16 protein-coding genes and 2 tRNA genes are annotated in these 17602 nt (G+C 59.7%); 9 read left to right on the top strand and 9 right to left on the bottom strand.

The window, feature by feature from the left end:
• Positions 1-45: 45 nt before the first annotated feature.
• From QA646_RS02650 to QA646_RS02640, 3 genes are all read right to left on the bottom strand, one after another.
• Positions 46-543, bottom strand: a complete 498-nt coding sequence (locus tag QA646_RS02650) for a GAF domain-containing protein (protein ID WP_283057418.1) — start codon at positions 541-543, stop codon at positions 46-48.
• 44 nt (positions 544-587) lie between these two features.
• Positions 588-1361, bottom strand: coding sequence for a pentapeptide repeat-containing protein (locus tag QA646_RS02645; protein WP_283057417.1), 774 nt, complete (start codon positions 1359-1361; stop codon positions 588-590).
• An 804-nt stretch (positions 1362-2165) separates the two neighbouring features.
• A tRNA-Pro gene (locus QA646_RS02640) sits at positions 2166-2242 on the bottom strand.
• 303 nt (positions 2243-2545) lie between these two features.
• On the opposite strand from QA646_RS02640, the gene QA646_RS02635 reads away from it, so the two are divergent.
• Positions 2546-2941, top strand: coding sequence for a hypothetical protein (locus QA646_RS02635; RefSeq protein ID WP_283057415.1), 396 nt, complete (start codon positions 2546-2548; stop codon positions 2939-2941).
• Positions 2942-3020: 79 nt separating this feature from the next.
• Here the strand turns inward: QA646_RS02635 and ftsZ are convergent, their stop codons facing one another.
• Complete coding sequence (gene ftsZ, locus QA646_RS02630; RefSeq protein ID WP_283057414.1) at positions 3021-4043, bottom strand: cell division protein FtsZ; 1023 nt, start codon at positions 4041-4043, stop codon at positions 3021-3023.
• 379 nt (positions 4044-4422) lie between these two features.
• Here ftsZ and QA646_RS02625 point away from each other — a divergent pair, with 379 nt between their 5' ends.
• Both QA646_RS02625 and QA646_RS02620 read left to right on the top strand, forming a co-directional pair.
• The gene (locus QA646_RS02625; protein WP_283057412.1) at positions 4423-5148 is read left to right on the top strand and encodes a GIY-YIG nuclease family protein; all 726 of its coding nucleotides are present in this window, start codon (positions 4423-4425) and stop codon (positions 5146-5148) included.
• A 4-nt stretch (positions 5149-5152) separates the two neighbouring features.
• Positions 5153-5461 carry a hypothetical protein gene (locus tag QA646_RS02620; protein ID WP_283057411.1) on the top strand — a complete coding sequence of 103 codons (309 nt, stop codon included), beginning with the start codon at positions 5153-5155 and terminating at the stop codon, positions 5459-5461.
• A 63-nt stretch (positions 5462-5524) separates the two neighbouring features.
• Here the strand turns inward: QA646_RS02620 and QA646_RS02615 are convergent.
• A tRNA-Gln gene (locus QA646_RS02615) sits at positions 5525-5599 on the bottom strand.
• Between the two features lie 158 nt (positions 5600-5757).
• Here QA646_RS02615 and QA646_RS02610 point away from each other — a divergent pair.
• Entirely contained in the window at positions 5758-6057 is a 300-nt protein-coding gene (locus QA646_RS02610; protein WP_283057410.1) for a cupin domain-containing protein, read from the top strand.
• On the top strand, positions 6054-6962 hold the full coding sequence (locus tag QA646_RS02605) for an MBL fold metallo-hydrolase (RefSeq protein WP_283057409.1): 909 nt from the start codon (positions 6054-6056) through the stop codon (positions 6960-6962). The genes QA646_RS02610 and QA646_RS02605 overlap by 4 nt, the downstream gene beginning before the upstream one ends.
• A gap of 6 nt (positions 6963-6968) precedes the next feature.
• Here QA646_RS02605 and QA646_RS02600 read toward each other — a convergent pair whose 3' ends face one another.
• Positions 6969-7901: a DUF1499 domain-containing protein gene (locus QA646_RS02600; RefSeq protein WP_283057408.1), complete on the bottom strand. Its 933-nt coding sequence runs from the start codon at positions 7899-7901 to the stop codon at positions 6969-6971.
• Between the two features lie 243 nt (positions 7902-8144).
• Here QA646_RS02600 and QA646_RS02595 point away from each other — a divergent pair, with 243 nt between their 5' ends.
• Both QA646_RS02595 and QA646_RS02590 read left to right on the top strand, forming a co-directional pair.
• Positions 8145-8561: a hypothetical protein gene (locus QA646_RS02595; RefSeq protein ID WP_283058948.1), complete on the top strand. Its 417-nt coding sequence runs from the start codon at positions 8145-8147 to the stop codon at positions 8559-8561.
• A gap of 125 nt (positions 8562-8686) precedes the next feature.
• Positions 8687-8956 carry a hypothetical protein gene (locus QA646_RS02590; RefSeq protein ID WP_283057407.1) on the top strand — a complete coding sequence of 90 codons (270 nt, stop codon included), beginning with the start codon at positions 8687-8689 and terminating at the stop codon, positions 8954-8956.
• A 27-nt stretch (positions 8957-8983) separates the two neighbouring features.
• Here the strand turns inward: QA646_RS02590 and ppdK are convergent, their stop codons facing one another.
• Complete coding sequence (gene ppdK / locus QA646_RS02585; RefSeq protein WP_283057406.1) at positions 8984-11650, bottom strand: pyruvate, phosphate dikinase; 2667 nt, start codon at positions 11648-11650, stop codon at positions 8984-8986.
• A gap of 181 nt (positions 11651-11831) precedes the next feature.
• Between ppdK and QA646_RS02580 the strand changes: the two genes are divergently transcribed.
• Both QA646_RS02580 and QA646_RS02575 read left to right on the top strand, forming a co-directional pair.
• Complete coding sequence (locus QA646_RS02580) at positions 11832-12122, top strand: type II toxin-antitoxin system RelE/ParE family toxin (protein WP_283057405.1); 291 nt, start codon at positions 11832-11834, stop codon at positions 12120-12122.
• A 9-nt stretch (positions 12123-12131) separates the two neighbouring features.
• Positions 12132-12464 (top strand): HigA family addiction module antitoxin, encoded by a 333-nt coding sequence (locus QA646_RS02575; protein ID WP_283057404.1) that lies wholly within the window; start codon positions 12132-12134, stop codon positions 12462-12464.
• Between the two features lie 17 nt (positions 12465-12481).
• On the opposite strand, the gene QA646_RS02570 is transcribed toward QA646_RS02575, so the two are convergent.
• Together QA646_RS02570 and QA646_RS02565 are read right to left on the bottom strand one after the other, a co-directional pair.
• The gene (locus QA646_RS02570) at positions 12482-13807 is read right to left on the bottom strand and encodes a hemolysin family protein (protein ID WP_283057403.1); all 1326 of its coding nucleotides are present in this window, start codon (positions 13805-13807) and stop codon (positions 12482-12484) included.
• Positions 13808-13949: 142 nt separating this feature from the next.
• Positions 13950-17411: a chromosome segregation SMC family protein gene (locus tag QA646_RS02565; RefSeq protein ID WP_283058946.1), complete on the bottom strand. Its 3462-nt coding sequence runs from the start codon at positions 17409-17411 to the stop codon at positions 13950-13952.
• Positions 17412-17602: the final 191 nt, after the last annotated feature.

Genomic DNA, 17602 nt, shown 5'->3' with positions numbered 1-17602 from the left:
TTGCCATATCGCATAAGCGGGGATGGCCCCGCCATCTAACGTCGATCAGTCATCCCAGTCGCAGGCAGCGGTAAAAATCGTCGCTAAGGCCTCGATGCCCGCCTGGTCGTCGGCGTCGAAGCGACCGGGGAGCGGGCTGTCCAGATCGATAACACCGAAAACGTAGCCTTCGCGGAATATCGGCACCACCAGCTCCGAACGGGAGGCGGCATCGCAGGCGATATGGCCTGGGAAGGCATGCACGTCGTCGACAAGGATCGACTGCTCCTTCTCGATCGCCGTCCCGCAGACGCCACGGCCGACCGCTATGCGGACGCAGGCCGGCTTGCCCTGGAACGGCCCAAGCACGAGCTCGTCATCCGACTGTAGGAAATAGAAGCCGGCCCAGTTGATATCCGGCAGCATCTGATAGATCAGCGCCGAGGTGTTGGCGGCGTTGGCGATCGGATCGGTCTCGCCGTCGAGCAGCGCCTGCAACTGGCCGGCAAGCTCACGGTAGAATTCAGGTTTGCTGTCGTGCTGGGTCGTCTTTTCTATGAACATCGGATTGCCGCCTTTCGTTTATGTCGTTACCGGCCAGATTGGCCTCAATCCTTGTCGTCAGGCGGACAGGGCCAGCCTTCCGGCGCTTTCAGCCCGGCGGGCAACTTGGTCGCCTTATCGCCGCAAGCAAGATTGATCTGCTGCTGTTCCAGGCCGGTGGCAGCCGAGAGATCGAGCCCTTCGATACGCGTCAGATACATGAAGGCGCCGCTAAAGGCGACCGGGCCGTTGATCGCCGCGCCGCTCAGAGCGGCGCGGGAAAGATTGGCGAGTGAAAAATTGGTCTTTCCCAATGCTGCCTTTTCAAAATCGGCGCGGCCAAGCTCGGCCTTCTGAAAATCCGTATTGGTAAGTTGAGCACCGCTGAATTCGGCTCGTTGCAGTTCGGCGCTGGCAAATGCGGCGCCATTGGCTACGGCGTTGCTGAAATCGGAGCGGTAGGCCTCGATCCGCGAGAAATTCGCCCCTTCGGCGTGCGCATTCTTCACCCATGCGCGGACCAGCGTTGCCTTTTCCAGATTTGCCGAGGTCAGATTGGCGTTGCTGAGATCGGTACCGTCGAAATGAGCGCCGGCAAGATTGGCTCCGTGCAGGTCGCTGCCCTGCAGCATGATATTGTTTTTGCTGCATTCGCTCCAATCGAGACCTGGCGAAGCAACACTGCCGCAATCGCCGGCTTGCGCAGATTTGGGCGCACCGGATACGAGCAGGATTGCAACAGTCAGCGCCAGCCCGGAAAGACCGGCGACGACGAGCCTATCCCTCGCTGCAAACCAACTCAAAGCCGCACCGTCATTTCGTCCCCGTCTAGACTGCATCCTTGTCCCTCGCCTCTTCATGCGGGCGCCCTCCTCGGCATCGACGGAGCCGTCCCGCTCAAGTCTCTATATAGTGTTTTCCGCAACGAAAACGCTAACGCTGCAAAAGGATATCACGCAGCAACCACTGTCGGCGGTTTGTTGCACCGATAGAAGGCCGTGAGCGGAGGATAAATACAACCGAAAAAATCGGGAACAATCCCGCATTCGGGCACGATCGCAAGGCATGCCACTGGCCAGCAAGAAGCAAAGCCACGCAAAAACAGAAGTGGCCTGGCCGAGGGAAACGGCCAGACCACATGCGCGCAGATTGGAGGTCAATCTAATCTAGCAACCTAATAGTAAGACTGACTTAGTTTTTGTCAACAAGCATAAAGCGGTGCTTCGCCGCGGTGTTGACTGCAGCCCCTTATTGCTCGGTAGCTAGGCACGTCTCACATCAGTAAAAATCAAAATAGTGACAAAAAATTGGGCCGCCTGTCGGGGACGATGAGGGCGGCCCAGTGTGACTGCAGGTGCAGCCACGTAGGCGGAGAGTCGCCTAACAATTAGATAATAACATTCAATTTTTGAATTTCAACGAAACTTTTTAATTAATTAAATTAGTTTTTAACTGCAAGCTCGCGACTTAAACGGCATTCGATGCCGGGCCTGCTCAGACATGGATCTACGGCCATCGCCAGATCATCAGGCGATACAGCATTCACAACCGGACTCGCCGGACATCAAAAGAAAATAATTGGTAAAGAATTCGGCCCTGAAGTCCAAATACGAAAAAAGCCCGCAAATGCGGGCTTTTCAGGCTGGTCGGAGTGGAGTGATTCGAACACTCGACCCCCACGTCCCGAACGTGGTGCGCTACCAGACTGCGCTACACTCCGGACCAGCGGCGCTTCTATAGACCAGCCATTTTTGATGCACAAGGACCAAAATCAAAAAAACCAACTGATTTTTGACGAAAAGATTACAAAGGCAATTGCTTAGAAAATCGGCAGAAAAATAGGCATCGAACCGGCCGACGTGCGTAAGACGCAACACATTCGGCAAAATCCCACTTTGTACACGCGGATGGGAATTTTCTTTTGCCGGCTTTGGCGCTAAAGCCTTAGCGGGACAGGCGGAAATGTCGTGGGACAGCGGCGTTTCCGCAGCCGATTGCGAGACAGAAGCTCAAGGACGATACGATGAATATCCGCATGATTACCGCGGCGGGGCTGTTGCTGGCCCTGGCCGGCTGCTCCACCACAGGCACAGCTCTTCCGACGATTGCGAGCAACCCGGTTCAGGACCGCTGGGAGGGCCAATCGGCCGGCCGGTTCTTCGCCTCCTTTGGTCCGCCGATCTCCGACCGCGACGAAGGCGGCAACCGCGTCTACACCTGGCGCGGCGGCTACAAGACGGTCACCGTCGGCGGCAAGAAGGGCGCAAAGAAGAGCAAGCTCTATCTGAGCTGCAAGGCCGATATCGTCACCAACCAGAGCTATGTCATCCGCTCGATCCACATCCTCGGCGACCAGCCGGGCGTCAACGGCTCCTCCTACTGCGCCGAACTGCTGGCGCCGCCGGAAAAGGCAAGCTGAGCCTCGGATCTATCGGGGACGGAATATCGCAGGCGGCTCGGAAGGGTCGCCTGTTTTTGTTTGGTGCATATCGCGCCTGCTACTGCAGCGTAGGCTTCGGCTCCAGATCCAGGGCGAAAGCCTCCATCGGATCAGGGAGTGGGCCACCTTCCAATCCCGTCGCCACAACAGACAGACGGAACCTGCCGTCAAGATTAGGGTCGAAGATCGCGCCGATGACGATTTCCGCGTCGCCTTGCACTTCGTCGCGAATGCGGCTCGCAGCTTCGTCGACTTCGAAGAGCGTCATATCCGAACCGCCGGAGATCGAGACCAGGACACCCTTGGCGCCTCGCATCGAAACGTCATTCAGCAACGGGTTCGCGATTGCCGCCTCGGCCGCTCTCATCGCCCGGTCGTCCCCCGTGGCCTCGCCCGTCCCCATCATGGCTCGGCCCATGCCACGCATGACCGATTTCACATCTGCGAAATCAAGATTGATCAGGCCTTCCTTGACGATGAGATCGGTGATGCATCCGACGCCGGAATAAAGAACGCGATCAGCAGTCAAGAAGGCATCCGCGAACGTGGTCTTCGCATCGGCAATGTGAAATAGATTCTGATTGGGAATGACGATAACCGTATCGGCTGCCTGCTGCAGCGCTTCGATGCCGAGATTGGCTGTCTTCATGCGGCGATTGCCCTCGAAGGTAAACGGTTTCGTGACGACGCCGACGGTCAGGATGCCGGCCGAACGGGCAGCGTGAGCGATCACCGGTGCGGCACCCGTCCCTGTTCCGCCGCCCATTCCGGCCGTGACGAAACACATGTGCGAACCGCTGAGATGATCCATGATCTCATCGATCGACTCCTCGGCCGCCGCGCGGCCAACTTCCGGCAGCGAACCTGCACCGAGACCTTCCGTTACATTTGCCCCGAGTTGGATGCGGCGTGATGCCTTTGATGTCGCAAGCACCTGAGCGTCCGTATTGGCCGCGATGAACTCTACACCCGCCAAATTTTCAGCAATCATGTTATTGATCGCATTTCCGCCGCCACCGCCTACGCCAATGACAGTGATGTGTGGCCTTAAGCCTGCGATGCCACTCTTGGCGTCCGTCATGTTCCACTCCCCTCGTTCGTCCTGGTCGCATGTCGATCGCCTCGAACAGCGATTCGCGCGTCATCGTAGAGGCGCAACAAGGCATTGAAGGGGCAAAGAAGTTTGGGTGGGGCGAATGTGAGACGGTAGCTTGACTCCTCCTACGCGCCGAACTGCCGGAAAAGGCGAGCTGAGCCTCGGGGGCATCGGGGACGGAATATCGCCGCGGCTCGAATGGATCGCCTGCTTTTTTGTTGAATATCCTGATGTAATCAAGCGGCTCGATCTAGGCCGCTGTAGAAGACGCTAGATCCGTAGCTGATCGTCTATCAGTGAAGATCACTAAGCTTTTCTTTTTATGGGACGTTGGCATGATGCCTGAGTCATTAGGAAGGCGCAAATGAATCATGAACTGATCAGGCAAGAGATAATTTCAAAGATAAAGGATATCGCGCAGCGGGACGGCAAGGCTCCGGGTCGCGAGAAATTTCAGGGCGAAACCGGCATTGGACCGCATACGTGGCGTGGAAGAATTTGGCGCAGTTGGACGGATGCACTAGCGGACGCAGGTTTCGAACCGAACGAATATCAAGCCGCTTTCGATAGCGATGACCTCCTCCAAGCCGTGGCCGAGATTGCGAGTCGGCTTGGCCGGTTTCCGACAACCGGCGATATCGAATATGAATTCCCGAGGCTCAGCGGTGCACCCAGTTCCGCCACCCTATTCGCGCGCTGGAAAATGGCAGAACTGGCTGCCGCGCTTGCAGAATACGCGGAGCGCCGAGGCGATTATAAGATTGCGAGCTTCGCTAGAGACTACGTTCCACCCCGCCGAAACAAAAAATCAGAAGTGGAGGATGCTGTCGTTGTCGGATACGTCTACATGCAGCGCCACGGTTCAGACTACAAAATCGGCTACACAAAATCATTGAACAAGCGCGGGCGGCAAATCCAGATCGAGCTTCCGCAAAAAATAGAGCTTGTCCATTCAATCTTAACCGATGACCCAGCAGGCATCGAAGCATATTGGCATAAGCGATTTTCGGAGAAGCGGACACGCGGAGAATGGTTCAAGCTGACGAAAGCTGACATCACAGCGTTCAAACGATGGTCAAAGATTTGGTGACGGCATGGCTGCAATCCTGTCCATTATAATGACCGGCTTTGCCATCATCGGTGTTTTCAGGTTTTTCAGTGAACGAGAGTTTCGGAAAAATTTGATTTCCGATTTTTTAAAGCAACCGTTGGAAACGTTTTTTATTTTATGTTTGGTCGCTTGTTTTCTTATATTCTTTTGGGGCGTTTTTATTCCTGCAATTGGAACGATTAGAGTCAAGATTTTTGGTGCTCGATATGAATTATGGGCTGCTGCAGGAATCTTATCCCTCCTGGGATTTGTGATTATGAGCATCTACGAGAAGTTTCGCGACCCCAAATAGCCAATATGGATCGGTCATGAGACTATGGCGTTACTTAGCAGTTGATTTTAGAAATCCGGAAGATGGCTGGGGCGCCTGGATTCGAACCAGGGGATGGCGGTACCAAAAACCGCTGCCTTACCGCTTGGCTACGCCCCAACAGTGCGATGTGGCGACTGTTCGCGCCAAATCGGCGTCTGATTAGCAAAGGTCGCATCCGCTCACAATCATTAAGTTATGCGTGAGCGCATATTTCTGTGTGCTTCCGGCGGGGCTATGATAGGGCTTGTTGTTCCAAAATCCACCCGGGAGATCCAATGAGCCTGTTTCGCGCCCGCCCTCCGGCAGTCCCTTCGGTGCTTGTCGACGACGCCATGGTGCGCATCACCCGCTGGGATTTCGAGCCGGGCGCCGATACGGGGCATCATGTGCATGGTCTCGGCTATGTCGTGGTGCCGATGACGGATTGCCGGTTCCTGATCGAGGAAGGGCCGGAAAGCCGGCGCGTCGATCTCGCCAAGGGCGCGGCCTATCGGCGCGATGCCGGCGTCGAGCATAATGTGGTCAATGCCGGGTCGGAGCCAATGGCCTTCATTGAAATTGAATACAAACGATGAGCGTTCCTGAATTCGACCTTGCCTTCGAGCCCGCCTATGGGCGCGTCGTGCCTATCGCGCCCGGTGTCGAGCGGCTGACGGTCAACAATCCCAGCGCTTTCACCTTTCACGGCACCAACAGCTATATCGTCGGCGGCTCGTCCGTGGCGGTCATCGATCCCGGGCCGGAGAATGAGGCGCATTTCGCGGCGCTGATGGCGGCGCTGAAGGGGCGCGAGGTGACGCATATCTTCGTCAGCCATACCCATCGCGATCATTCCCCGCTCGCCAAGCGGCTGAAGGAGGCAACGGGTGCGCTTACGGTCGGCGAAGGGCCGCATCGTGCGGCGCGGCCACTGCATGAGGGCGAGATCAATCCCTTCGCCGAAAGCTCGGATACGGATTTCCGGCCAGATATCATGCTTGGTGACAACGAAAGCATCTCTGGAGACGGTTGGGAACTGACCGCATTGCTGACGCCGGGCCACACGGCCAATCACGCCTGTTTTGCGCTGGAGGGCAGCGGCATCGTGTTTTCCGCCGATCATGTCATGGCCTGGGCAACGACGATCGTGGCACCCCCTGATGGCTCCATGTCCGACTATATGGCGTCGCTCGAGCGGCTGCTTGCCCGCGACGACCGCCGGTTCTTCCCCGGTCATGGCGGCCCGGTGATGGAACCCGCCTCCTTCATGCGCGGCCTGAGAACCCATCGGCGCATGCGCGAACGCGCCGTTCTGGAGCGGATCAAGGCCGGCGACCGCCTGATTCCCGACATGGTGAAGGCCATCTATCGCGACACCGACCCGCGCCTGCATGGCGCCGCCGCGCTCTCGGTGCTGGCGCATCTGGAGGATCTGGTGGGGAAAGGCCAGGTAGAAACGGACGGGCCGCCGGCGCTGTTCGGAGCGTATCGCCTGGCGTAAGCGGCTTCAGCTTCCGGCGATGCCGAGGAGTTCGGCATCCAGCGCCTTCAGGTAGCTTTCCGCTATGTTGGCGCTGATGCCGAGATCATCCTGGCCATAGCGGGAAGCGACGCGGACATCGACAAGCGTTGTCTCCGCCTCTTCCCGCAGGCGGATCAGCACATCGAAATTCAGACCGAGAATGCGGGTGCGGGTCACTCCCTGCAGCACGACGTCGGAGTTCTGGCGGATCAGCTCAGCCACCCCGTCGCGGAAGGGGCGCGGCGTCGGCACGGGGACGATATCGGGCATATCGGTGACGGCAGTATCGTCTGGTGTCTGGCTCTGGTTCGGCCGCGGGGTACGACGCTTCGGCTTTTCATCGCTGTTCGGATCAACGACATCGGCGCCTTCGGCCTTGACGATGGTGATATGATTGTCCTTGGCGACCTTCCGCACCGCTTCCAGCACGCGGTCGATCGCACCTTCGTAACGACGGCCGGTCAGCGCTGGATAGGCGGCATATTGCGCCTCGCGATCCTCTGCCGTCACAAAATGCCTTGCCGGCAGCCAGATCTGCTTGGCCTGCGGCGGCGCCAACCACTCCGGGGCGTCAACCAGATCGGTGGAGACATCGTAGATGTTGGGCCGGGTCCAATAGCGCTCCACGCCGATGCCGACGATTGCCAGCGGCAGCGCGGCGTAGATCAGCGCCTTGAAAGCCGAAACGCCACCTATGGCGGCAAGCCGCCAGAGCTGCGACAAGCCGATGGCAGCAAGCAGCACCGCCACCGCTGCAAAGCCGGCGGAAATCAGCATCAGCAGGACGAAATAGGGCGTTTCCAGCGGCCCGAATCGATGGCCGACCAGAATCACCGCGCACAGCACCAGCGCAAAGGACGCAATCAGGCGCGCGGCACGGGCGGCATGCGAAACGGGACGGTCGAAGCGAATGGTCATCAAAAGCTCGTCGGCGCGTCGGATCGGAAGGCGGATGCACCCCAATCCCGGAGATCGCCTCATGTTTAAAGCAAGACATGGCGAAAATAAATCGGATCTCGGGGGGATGATCAACATCCGACAGCAAGGCGGTTATGGGGGTTGTCAGCGTAAAAATGTGAGTACTTGCTTAAATTCTGAAAAGAGGTCATGCTTTTTGGGGTTTTTACTTAGGCTATGAAAGGACTTGAGGAGATGGAAACGATGCATTCGCCGGACATCGCCGCCAAGCCGTTGCCTGCAGCGGCCGGCACGGTCGCCGATGCCGCCGATCCGACCCTGCCGCTCGAACTCCTGGAGCTGGAATTATCGCTCGAAGGTTTTTCCGGTGGCGAGGCTGCTTTTTGCGAAGCAGTGCGAGATGCCGCCCGGGCTGCGCACGGCGAATTCCTGTTCGATCTCCCAGCCAAGGGATTGATATCGGACTGCCGCCGGCTTGCGGTTCTGCGGATCCCGGAGGATGGCGAGACCATGCGCGTGATCTTCGCGGTGCTCGACGAGGACGATGCGGAAATCCGCCTGCTGAAGCCGGATGAGGAAACCGAGCCCCTGCTCCGCTTCGCCGATGCCTTCATCGATCTGCTGCAGCGCCTCCCCGCAAGGCCGCGCGACGACGCATGAGCGGCCAAAGCCCCCTGCCCACGCCGTTCAACGGTTCGTGATGAACTGGCGGCGATATGCCTTTCGCACCTCACTGAGGGAGACTATAATTTCCGCATGCATATTTGTGCCGAGGATATCGAGTCATGCGTATTTTTCCCGCACTCTCCCTCATCGTCATGGTCCTGACGCTGTCAGCCTGTCAGACGGCGGAGGAGATTCGCGCGGCGGATGAAGCGAGATGCAGCAGCTACGGCTTTCGCCGCGGCACTGAGAATTTCGCCAACTGCCTGATGAACCAGGATCTGAGCCGGCGCGCCGATCAGCGTGCTTTCATGGAAAGCAATGATGATTTCTTCTGGGGACCGTCTATCGTGGTCGGGCCGGGATATTATCACCGCCATTGGCATCATTGATCGCTTCGCCACTTCCCGCGACGAAAGCTATACCTTGCCTCTGATTGCCGCCTGCGCTGCTGCAAGCCTTGCGATCGGCACGCGGAAAGGCGAGCACGATACATAATCGAGCCCGATCTCCTCGCAAAAATGGATCGAGGCCGGATCGCCGCCATGTTCGCCGCAGATGCCGAGCTTCATATCGTTGCGTGTGCGGCGGCCGCGCTCGGCAGCGATGCGGATCAGCTCTCCTACGCCGTCGAAGTCGAGCGAGATGAAGGGATCATGTTCTATGATCCCCTTGCGCTGATAGGTGGGAATGAAGGCGGCGGCATCGTCGCGCGACATGCCGAAGGTGGTTTGCGTCAGGTCGTTGGTGCCGAAAGAGAAGAATTCGGCGGCTTCAGCGATGATGTGGGCGCGAAGGGCAGCGCGCGGCAGCTCGATCATCGTGCCGACAAGATAATCTATCTTCATCTTCGCTTCCGTCATGACGGCGCGGGCCACCGCATCGATACACGTCTTGACGTAATCAAGCTCCGAGCGCAGGCCGACCAGCGGCACCATGATCTCCGGCACGACGGCCGCACCCGTCTCCTTTGCGGCTGAGACCGCCGCCTCGAAGATGGCTCTGGCCTGCATCTCGACGATTTCGGGATAGGAAATCGCCAAGCGGCAGCCGCGATGGCCGAGCATGGGATTGAACTCATGCAGCGCATCGACGCGCTGGCGCAATATGGCCGGCTCCATGCCCATGAGACCGGCCACTTCGGCGATCTCCTCGTCCGTCTTCGGCAAGAACTCGTGCAATGGCGGGTCCAGCAAACGGATGGTCACCGGCAGGCCGTGCATGATGGTGAACATGCCGGTGAAATCGAGCCGCTGCATCGGCAGGAGTTTGGCGAGCGCGGCGCGGCGGCCCTCCTCACCTTCCGCGAGGATCATCTCCCGCATGACATGGATACGGTCGCCTTCAAAGAACATGTGTTCGGTGCGGCAAAGGCCGATGCCTTCGGCGCCGAAGGAACGGGCGGCGCGAGCGTCTGCCGGCGTATCCGCATTGGTGCGCACTGTCATGCGGCGCGCATGATCGGCCCAGGCCATGATGCGGCCGAAATCGCCGGAGAGTTCCGGCTGGATCATCGGCACCTCGCCCTTGAGCACCTGACCGGTGGAGCCGTCGATGGTGACGATGTCGCCCTTTTTCAGGGTGACGCCTATGCCAATTAGCTTTTCGTTGCGCATGTCGATGCGCATGGTGCCGGCGCCGACGACGCAGGGAATGCCCATGCCGCGGGCAACCACCGCCGCATGACTGGTCATGCCGCCGCGTGTGGTGAGAATTCCCTCGGCGGCATGCATGCCGTGAATATCCTCCGGGCTTGTCTCGATGCGCACGAGAATGACCTTGCGGCCCTCCTCTTCGGCGATGATCGCCTCCTCGGCGGTGAAGACGACCTCGCCGGTCGCGGCCCCCGGCGAGGCCGGCAAGCCGGAGCCGATGACCTCGCGGTGCACGCGCGGATCGATGGTCGGGTGAAGGAGCTGGTCAAGGGTCGAGGGCTCGATGCGCGAAACGGCCTCTTCCCTGGTGATCACACCCTCGTCGACCATGTCGACAGCGACCTTCATCGCCGCTTTGGTGGTGCGCTTGGCGGCGCGGGTCTGCAGCATCCATAGCTTGCCGCGCTCGATGGTGAATTCCAAATCCTGCATATCGCGGTAATGCGATTCGAGCTCGGCGCAGATGCGGCGGAATTCCGCAAAGGCTTCCGGCATCAGCTTTTCCATAGACGGCCGGTCGTAGCCGGAGGCGATGCGGGCCGCCTCGGTAATGCTCTGGGGCGTGCGAATGCCGGCGACGACATCCTCGCCTTGCGCATTGACCAGGAATTCGCCGTAGAGCTCCTTCTCACCCGTCGACGGATTGCGGGTGAAGGCGACGCCCGTGGCGGACGAATTGCCGAGATTGCCGAAGACCATCGCCTGGATATTGACCGCTGTGCCCCAGGCTTCCGGAATATTGTGCAAATGACGATAGGTGACCGCGCGCGGGTTCATCCAACTGGAAAACACCGCACCGACGGCGCCCCAGAGCTGCACCTCAGGCTCCTGCGGAAAGGCCTCGTCCAGTTCCTCCTCGATGATGGCCTTATAGAGGGAGACGACATGCTGCCACTCGACGGCGGAGAGATCGGTATCGAACTCGTGGCCGAGGCGGGCCTTTTCGTCCTCCAGGATTTCCTCGAAAATCTCGTTGTCGAGACCCATGACGACATCGGCATACATCTGGATGAAGCGGCGATAGCTGTCCCAGGCAAAGCGGGCGTCGCCGGCATCATGGCCGAGCGCCTGCACTGTATCGTCGTTGAGGCCGAGATTGAGGACGGTATCCATCATGCCGGGCATGGAGGCGCGCCCGCCGGAGCGCACGGAAACGAGCAGCGGGCGAACGGTATCGCCGAACTTGCGCCCGGTGATTGCCTCCATCTGCCTCAGCCCTTGCATCACCTGCGGCTTCAGGTCTTCCGGAACGTTGCGACCGTTCTTGTAATAGAAAGCGCAGGCTTCGCTGATGATCGTCAAGCCAGGGGGAACCGGCAGGCCCAGGCTGCACATTTCAGCGAGATTGGCGCCCTTCCCCCCCAGCCGCTCATAATCCTTGGCGCGACCCTCGGCCTTTCCGTCGCCGAATGTATAAACCCACTTCGTCATTTTCCCCCGTCCAACTCCCAAGGTTGAACTTAATTCATTGAGGCGGAAATGAAAATCGACAAATGCGGCGAAATGTTGCGCTGCACAATAAATATCGGATTCACGGCGTTGAAAACTGCGCGTAATAACGGATGCGTAAAGCGTCGCTTGACACAAGACGCATGAGCCACTAATTGAAGTCATGAAGATCAGAAACGTGATTCATAAAGGGCTACGCCGGTTCATCGAAGAGGATGATGCCTCCGGCTTGCAACCGGCCTTCGTGCCGAAACTGCGGCGAATTATTTCGTTCCTCCAGGATATGGACCAAGAGGAGGAATTGCGTACGGTGCCGAGTTGGAAAGCGCATCTGCTCAGCGGCGATCGTAAAGGCACCCGGAGCCTCTTTGTCACGAAAAACTGGCGGCTGACATTTCGGATAGACCGGACAGAAATTGAGATCATCGACCTCGATTATGAAGATTATCACTAGGAGGCGGCCATGAATGCCGTGCAGGGCATCCGCATGAAAAACCCAGCCCATCCGGGCGGGTTCGTCAAAAGCGAGATTATAGAAGCTCTTGAGCTTTCCGTCACTGACGCGGCCAAGGCGCTGGGCGTTACACGCCCGGCCTTGTCCGCGCTTCTCAACGAACGAGCCCACCTGTCGCCAGAAATGGCGCTCAGAATAGAGAAGGCATTTGGCGTATCTATGGATACGCTGATGCGGATGCAGAATAGCTACGACATTGCTCAAGCCCGCAGGCGGGAGGGCGAAATCAAGGTGGCACCATTCAAAGGCAAGCCAAACGATCCGCAATCGACCGCAACCTAACGATCGGATACGGGCGACTAAGCCCCCGCCTCCCGCCGCGCCAGAATCTTGTCGATCCGCATGCCGTCCAGATCGACAATCTCAAAGTGCCAGCCATCGAACGTAAAGCTCTCCCCGACCTCCGGAATATGACCGAGTTGGAAAAGCGCAAAACCGGCTAAGGTGTGAAAATTGCCGTCTTCGGAGGGCTCACGCAGGCCTAACCTTTGGAACGCATCATAGGCCGGCATCATGCCTTCAATCAGCAACGAGCCGTCGGCCCGCTCGACGACATCCGGCCCTTCGTTCTCGATATCCGGCAGGTCGCCGGCAATGGCTTCCAACAGGTCCGTCTGCGTGACGATACCCTCCAAGCTGCCATATTCATCGATGACCATGGCGAGACGGACGGGGGCGCGCTTGAAGCTTTCGAGCACCTTGAAAACGGCCGTCGCTTCATGAACGATAAGAGGCTGACGCATGACCGCAATCGGATCGAGCGGTTGGCCGTTCAGGAGCTGGTCGAGAAGATCCTTCTTCAGAATCATGCCGATCGGTTCATCGATCGTCCCGCGACCGACGAGGAGCTGTTCGAACCGGCTTTCGCGAATAGCCTTCAGCATCTCCTCTGACGTGTCCTCGGCGTCGATCCAATCGACCTCCAGCCTCGGCGTCATGATGTCGGAGACATCGCGGTCACCGATGTTGAAGACACGTTCGACCAGCTCCTGCTGAGCCTGCTCCAGCAGGCCCGCCTCCTGACTTTCGGCCACCAGAAGCTTGATTTCCGCGGGGGAATGCAGAGAGCCTTCGCCGGTGCCCGGCCGTAAGCCGAAGAGACGCACGACCATATTTCCGAGGCCGTTCAACACAAAGATCGCCGGGCGGAGCAAAAACAGGAACAGGCCAAGCGGCCGCACCACGCCCAGGGCGGTGCCTTCGCTGCGCTGCAATGCCAGGCTCTTCGGCGCAAGTTCGCCAAGGACGATATGCAAGGCCGTGATGATGATGAAGGAAATCGCGACGGCCACGGCATGCGATCCGGCAGCGGCCCAGGAGCCGGGCAGAAAATCGAGAAGCGGCTCGATCAGATGGGCAAGCGCCGGTTCACCGACCCAGCCGAGCGCGAGCGAGGATATGGTGATGCCGAGCTGGGTGGCTGCGAGATTGGCGTCGAGATTGTCGACCGCTCGTTGCAGGGCCGCGGCGTTCATCCGCCGCTCGGTTACAAGCTCGGCCACGCGGCTGCGCCGAACGGAGACGAGCGAAAACTCAGCGGCGACGAAAAAGCCATTGGCGGCGACAAGAAAAAACACGGCGAATATTCCGAGGACATCGAAAATACCGCCATCAAATCCAGACATGCTTCCCTTCCGGGCGGATCAGCGCCACGTATTATTGATCGAAAAGAAATCTAACACGCTTTCCGGCTGTGCGGCAGCCGAAGCAGCAATTTCTTGTCGATATGGAAATGGTTTCTCTTTTTTCCAATCGGAAAGAGGCGCCTCAAGCAATTTCCCGCAGTTGCTCCGCGGTCTGCAAATCAACGGAAACAAGCTGTGAGACACCCTGTTCGGCCATGGTCACGCCGAAGAGACGATCCATGCGTGCCATGGTGATGGGATTGTGGGTGATGACCACGAAACGCGTCTCGGTCGAGGCGGCCATTTCGTCCATGAGATTGCAATAGCGTTCGACATTGTGGTCGTCGAGCGGCGCGTCCACTTCGTCCAGCACGCAGATCGGCGCCGGGTTCGTCAGGAAGACGGCAAAGATCAACGCCATCGCCGTCAGCGCCTGTTCGCCACCGGAAAGCAGCGTCATGGTCTGCGGCTTCTTGCCCGGCGGACGGGCGAGGATTTCGAGGCCGGCCTCCAGCGGATCGTCGGATTCGATCAATTGCAGCTCGGCCGTGCCGCCGCCGAAGAGGTGGGTAAACAGCCGCTGGAACTGCACATTGACAACGTCGAAAGCAGCGATCAGCCGCTCACGGCCTTCGCGGTTGAGGCTCTGGATCGCACCGCGCAGCTTACGGATGGCGTCGATGACGTCGTCCCGCTCCTTGATCAGGGCCCGCAGCCGTTCCGTCAATTCCTTGCTTTCCTCCTCAGCGCGCAAGTTGACGGCACCGAGACGCTCGCGCTCGATCTTCAGCCGCTCCAGCTCGCGCTCAACCTCGCGCAAATCGGGAACATTCTGCCCCGCCGACAGGCCGGCAAGCCGCAATACCTCATGCGGCTCGACATTCAGCGCCTGGCGGATGCGCAACTCGCTCTCCTGACGACGCTCGCGGGCAGAAACCAGCCGCTCCTCGATGCGGCCACGCTTTTCTCGGCTTTCCGCCAGTTCCGACAGCGCCGTGGCCGCCTGGCGGTCAGCCTCACGCTGAACGATTTCCGCCTCGACCAGACGGTCGGCCGCAGCGCGCCGCGCCTCCTCGGCCTTCTGCAATTCATTCATCAGGCCGCGACGCTTGTCTTCGAATTCATCCGGAGCAAGGTCCAGCTCGGCGGCTTCATCGCGCGCCTCTTCCTCACGGTCGCGCAAGGTCTGGATATGCTCTTCCGCGCTGGCTGCGCGCTGGAGCCAACCGTCGCGCTCCTGCCGGATCGCCAGGATGCGGCGCTGCCGCGCCTCGTTTTCCCGGTTCAGCCCTTCGTAACGCGCACGCGCCTCGGCAAGTGCACCGCGATCCGTGGCAACATCCGCCTGCTGGTCACGCAGCTTCAGGTCGATAGCCGTCAGATCGGGCGCATCCTCCAGTTCGATGCGAGCATTTTCGTCTTGTATCATCACCTCTTCCATCTGCGCCTGCAGATGGCTGGCAGCTTCCGCGATGACATCGCGACGCCGGATCAGATCGCCTGAGGCACGCTCCGCCATCGCCAATGCTTCGCGAGCCTCCGCGAGCTGGCGGGCAGCAAGCCGGCTGGTATCACGAGCCACAACAAGACGGCCTTCCTTGGCCCGGATCGCGTCACCGGCAATCGCCAAGTGTTCCTCGGCCTCGGCCAGGACATCGCGTGCTATCTCGGCTTCAGCCTCGAGCTCCGCAAGGCGATTTTTCTGCGCCAGTCGCAAAGCCGCCGCGCTGGGGGCGTCTGCCCCGGTCACATGCCCATCCCAACGAAATACAGCGCCGTCCTTCGTCACCAGTCGCTGGCCCGGCTTCAAGGCCGGCATGAGACGCAGGGCATCTTCGGCAGCAACAAGCCCGATCTGGCGAAGACGTCGCGTCAAGACCGCCGGTGCGCCAACATGCGAAATCAGCGGCACGACGCCCTCCGGCAAGGCGGGATCGGTTGCGCCGCTGCCATTGTCGGACCAATAGACCGGCGCTTGCGGATCCAGTGGCGATTCCAGATCGTCCCCTAGGGCGGCACCCAGCGCGGTCTCGAAGCCACGATCGACGCGCAGCTCTTCCGCAACAGGTGCAAATGTGGCCGAAGTCGCTCCCGCCGCCAGCATATTGGCGATCGTGCGCGCTTCCGTTTCCAAGGCATTCAATCGCGAACGGGCTTGATCGACCGGCGCGCGCGATAAAGCTTCGGTCTCGCGGGCCTTGGCAAGTGCCGCTTCGACAAGCTGGATCGCCGCCTCGGCATCGGCAACGACGGTTTCAGCAGCTTCGACCAGATCGCGCTTTTCGCTCGGGTCCGGCAAGGCGGCTATCTTCTCATCGATCGCGTCAAGCTCTCGGCTGGCCTCTTCCATCTGGCGTTCCAGCCGCATCTTGCGGTCGGCAAGATCGCGGATGGCGCGTTCGAGCTGATTGCGGGCGGCGGCAGCCTCGGCGCGCTCTGCAGTCAGGGCAGTAAAAATACGCTCGCTGTCGGCGAGCTTGGCGGCTGCCGCATCGAATGCCTCGCGCGTCTCCTCGGCAAGCCGGCCGGAATCGGCAAGGATGTCGGCAATATCGACCTCCTCGGCATCGAGCTTGGCGAGGATCGCGGCATTGTCGGCGACGAGGCGTTCTTCACGACTGATATCTTCAGCCAGTTGCGCAAGGCGGCGAGTCAGCTCGTCGCGGCGGCGCAGGATACGATTGGCATCCTCTTCCAGTTGATTGCGGGCAAACTGCAGGCGCTGCAATGCGGCAGCGGCTTTCGCCTCCTCGTCGCGCAGGTCCGGCAGCTTGAAGCTGGCGATGCCCTGTGCCTTTGCCGCCTCCATCTGTATCTGTGCCTTTTCCGCGACCAGAACAGTTGCCTGGTTGAGGGCGCTATCCGCCTCCGCCTCCGCCTCCTTGGCCTGTTTCCAGTGGATGTGCAGGAGCATGGCTTCGCGGGCGCGGATATCGGCGGAGAGCATCTTGAAGCGGTTGGCCTGACGCGCCTGGCGCTTCAGGCTCTCGATCTGGCTTTCAAGCTGCGAGGTCACATCGTCGAGACGCTCGAGATTACCTTCCGCGGCACGCAGACGGAGTTCGGCCTCATGCCGGCGCGAATGCAGGCCGGAAATACCTGCCGCCTCTTCGAGAAGCTGCCGACGCGCCTGCGGCTTGGCCTGGATCAGCTCGCCGATACGCCCCTGCCCGACCATCGACGGCGAACGCGCACCGGTCGAGGCATCGGCGAACAGCAGTTGCACATCCTTGGCGCGGGCCTCCTTGCCATTGATGCGATAGAGCGAGCCCTGCTCCCGCTCGATGCGGCGGGTCACCTGGATTTCGTCGCTGTCGTTGAAGGCGGCAGGTGCCGTGCGGTCGCTGTTGTCGAGATAGAGGCCGACTTCAGCGGTGTTGCGCGCCGGGCGATTGCCGGAACCGGAAAAGATGACATCATCCATGCCGGAGGCACGCATGTTCTTGTAGGAATTCTCGCCCATCACCCAACGCAGCGCTTCGACGAGATTGGACTTGCCGCAGCCGTTAGGCCCGACGACGCCGGTCAAACCGCGCTCGATGACGAATTCCGCCGGCTCCACGAAGGACTTGAAGCCGACCAGACGAAGCCGGTTGAACTTCATGGGCATTCCCCCCCTTCTCCCCGACGGGGAGAAGGTGCCCGAAGGGCGGATGAGGGGGATGAGGAGCGCAGCGACGAATACCTCAAGCCATGCCTAGAGCCCAGTCCTCCCCGTAACGCCCCCTCAACCCGCGCTACGCGCGACCTTCTCCCCGCGGGGGAGAAGGTAACAGCCGGGCACAAAAAAACGGG

Source organism: Rhizobium sp. CB3090 (assembly GCF_029714285.1).
Classification (GTDB): Bacteria; Pseudomonadota; Alphaproteobacteria; order Rhizobiales; family Rhizobiaceae; genus Rhizobium.
This window is presented reverse-complemented; position numbering and strand designations above follow the sequence as displayed.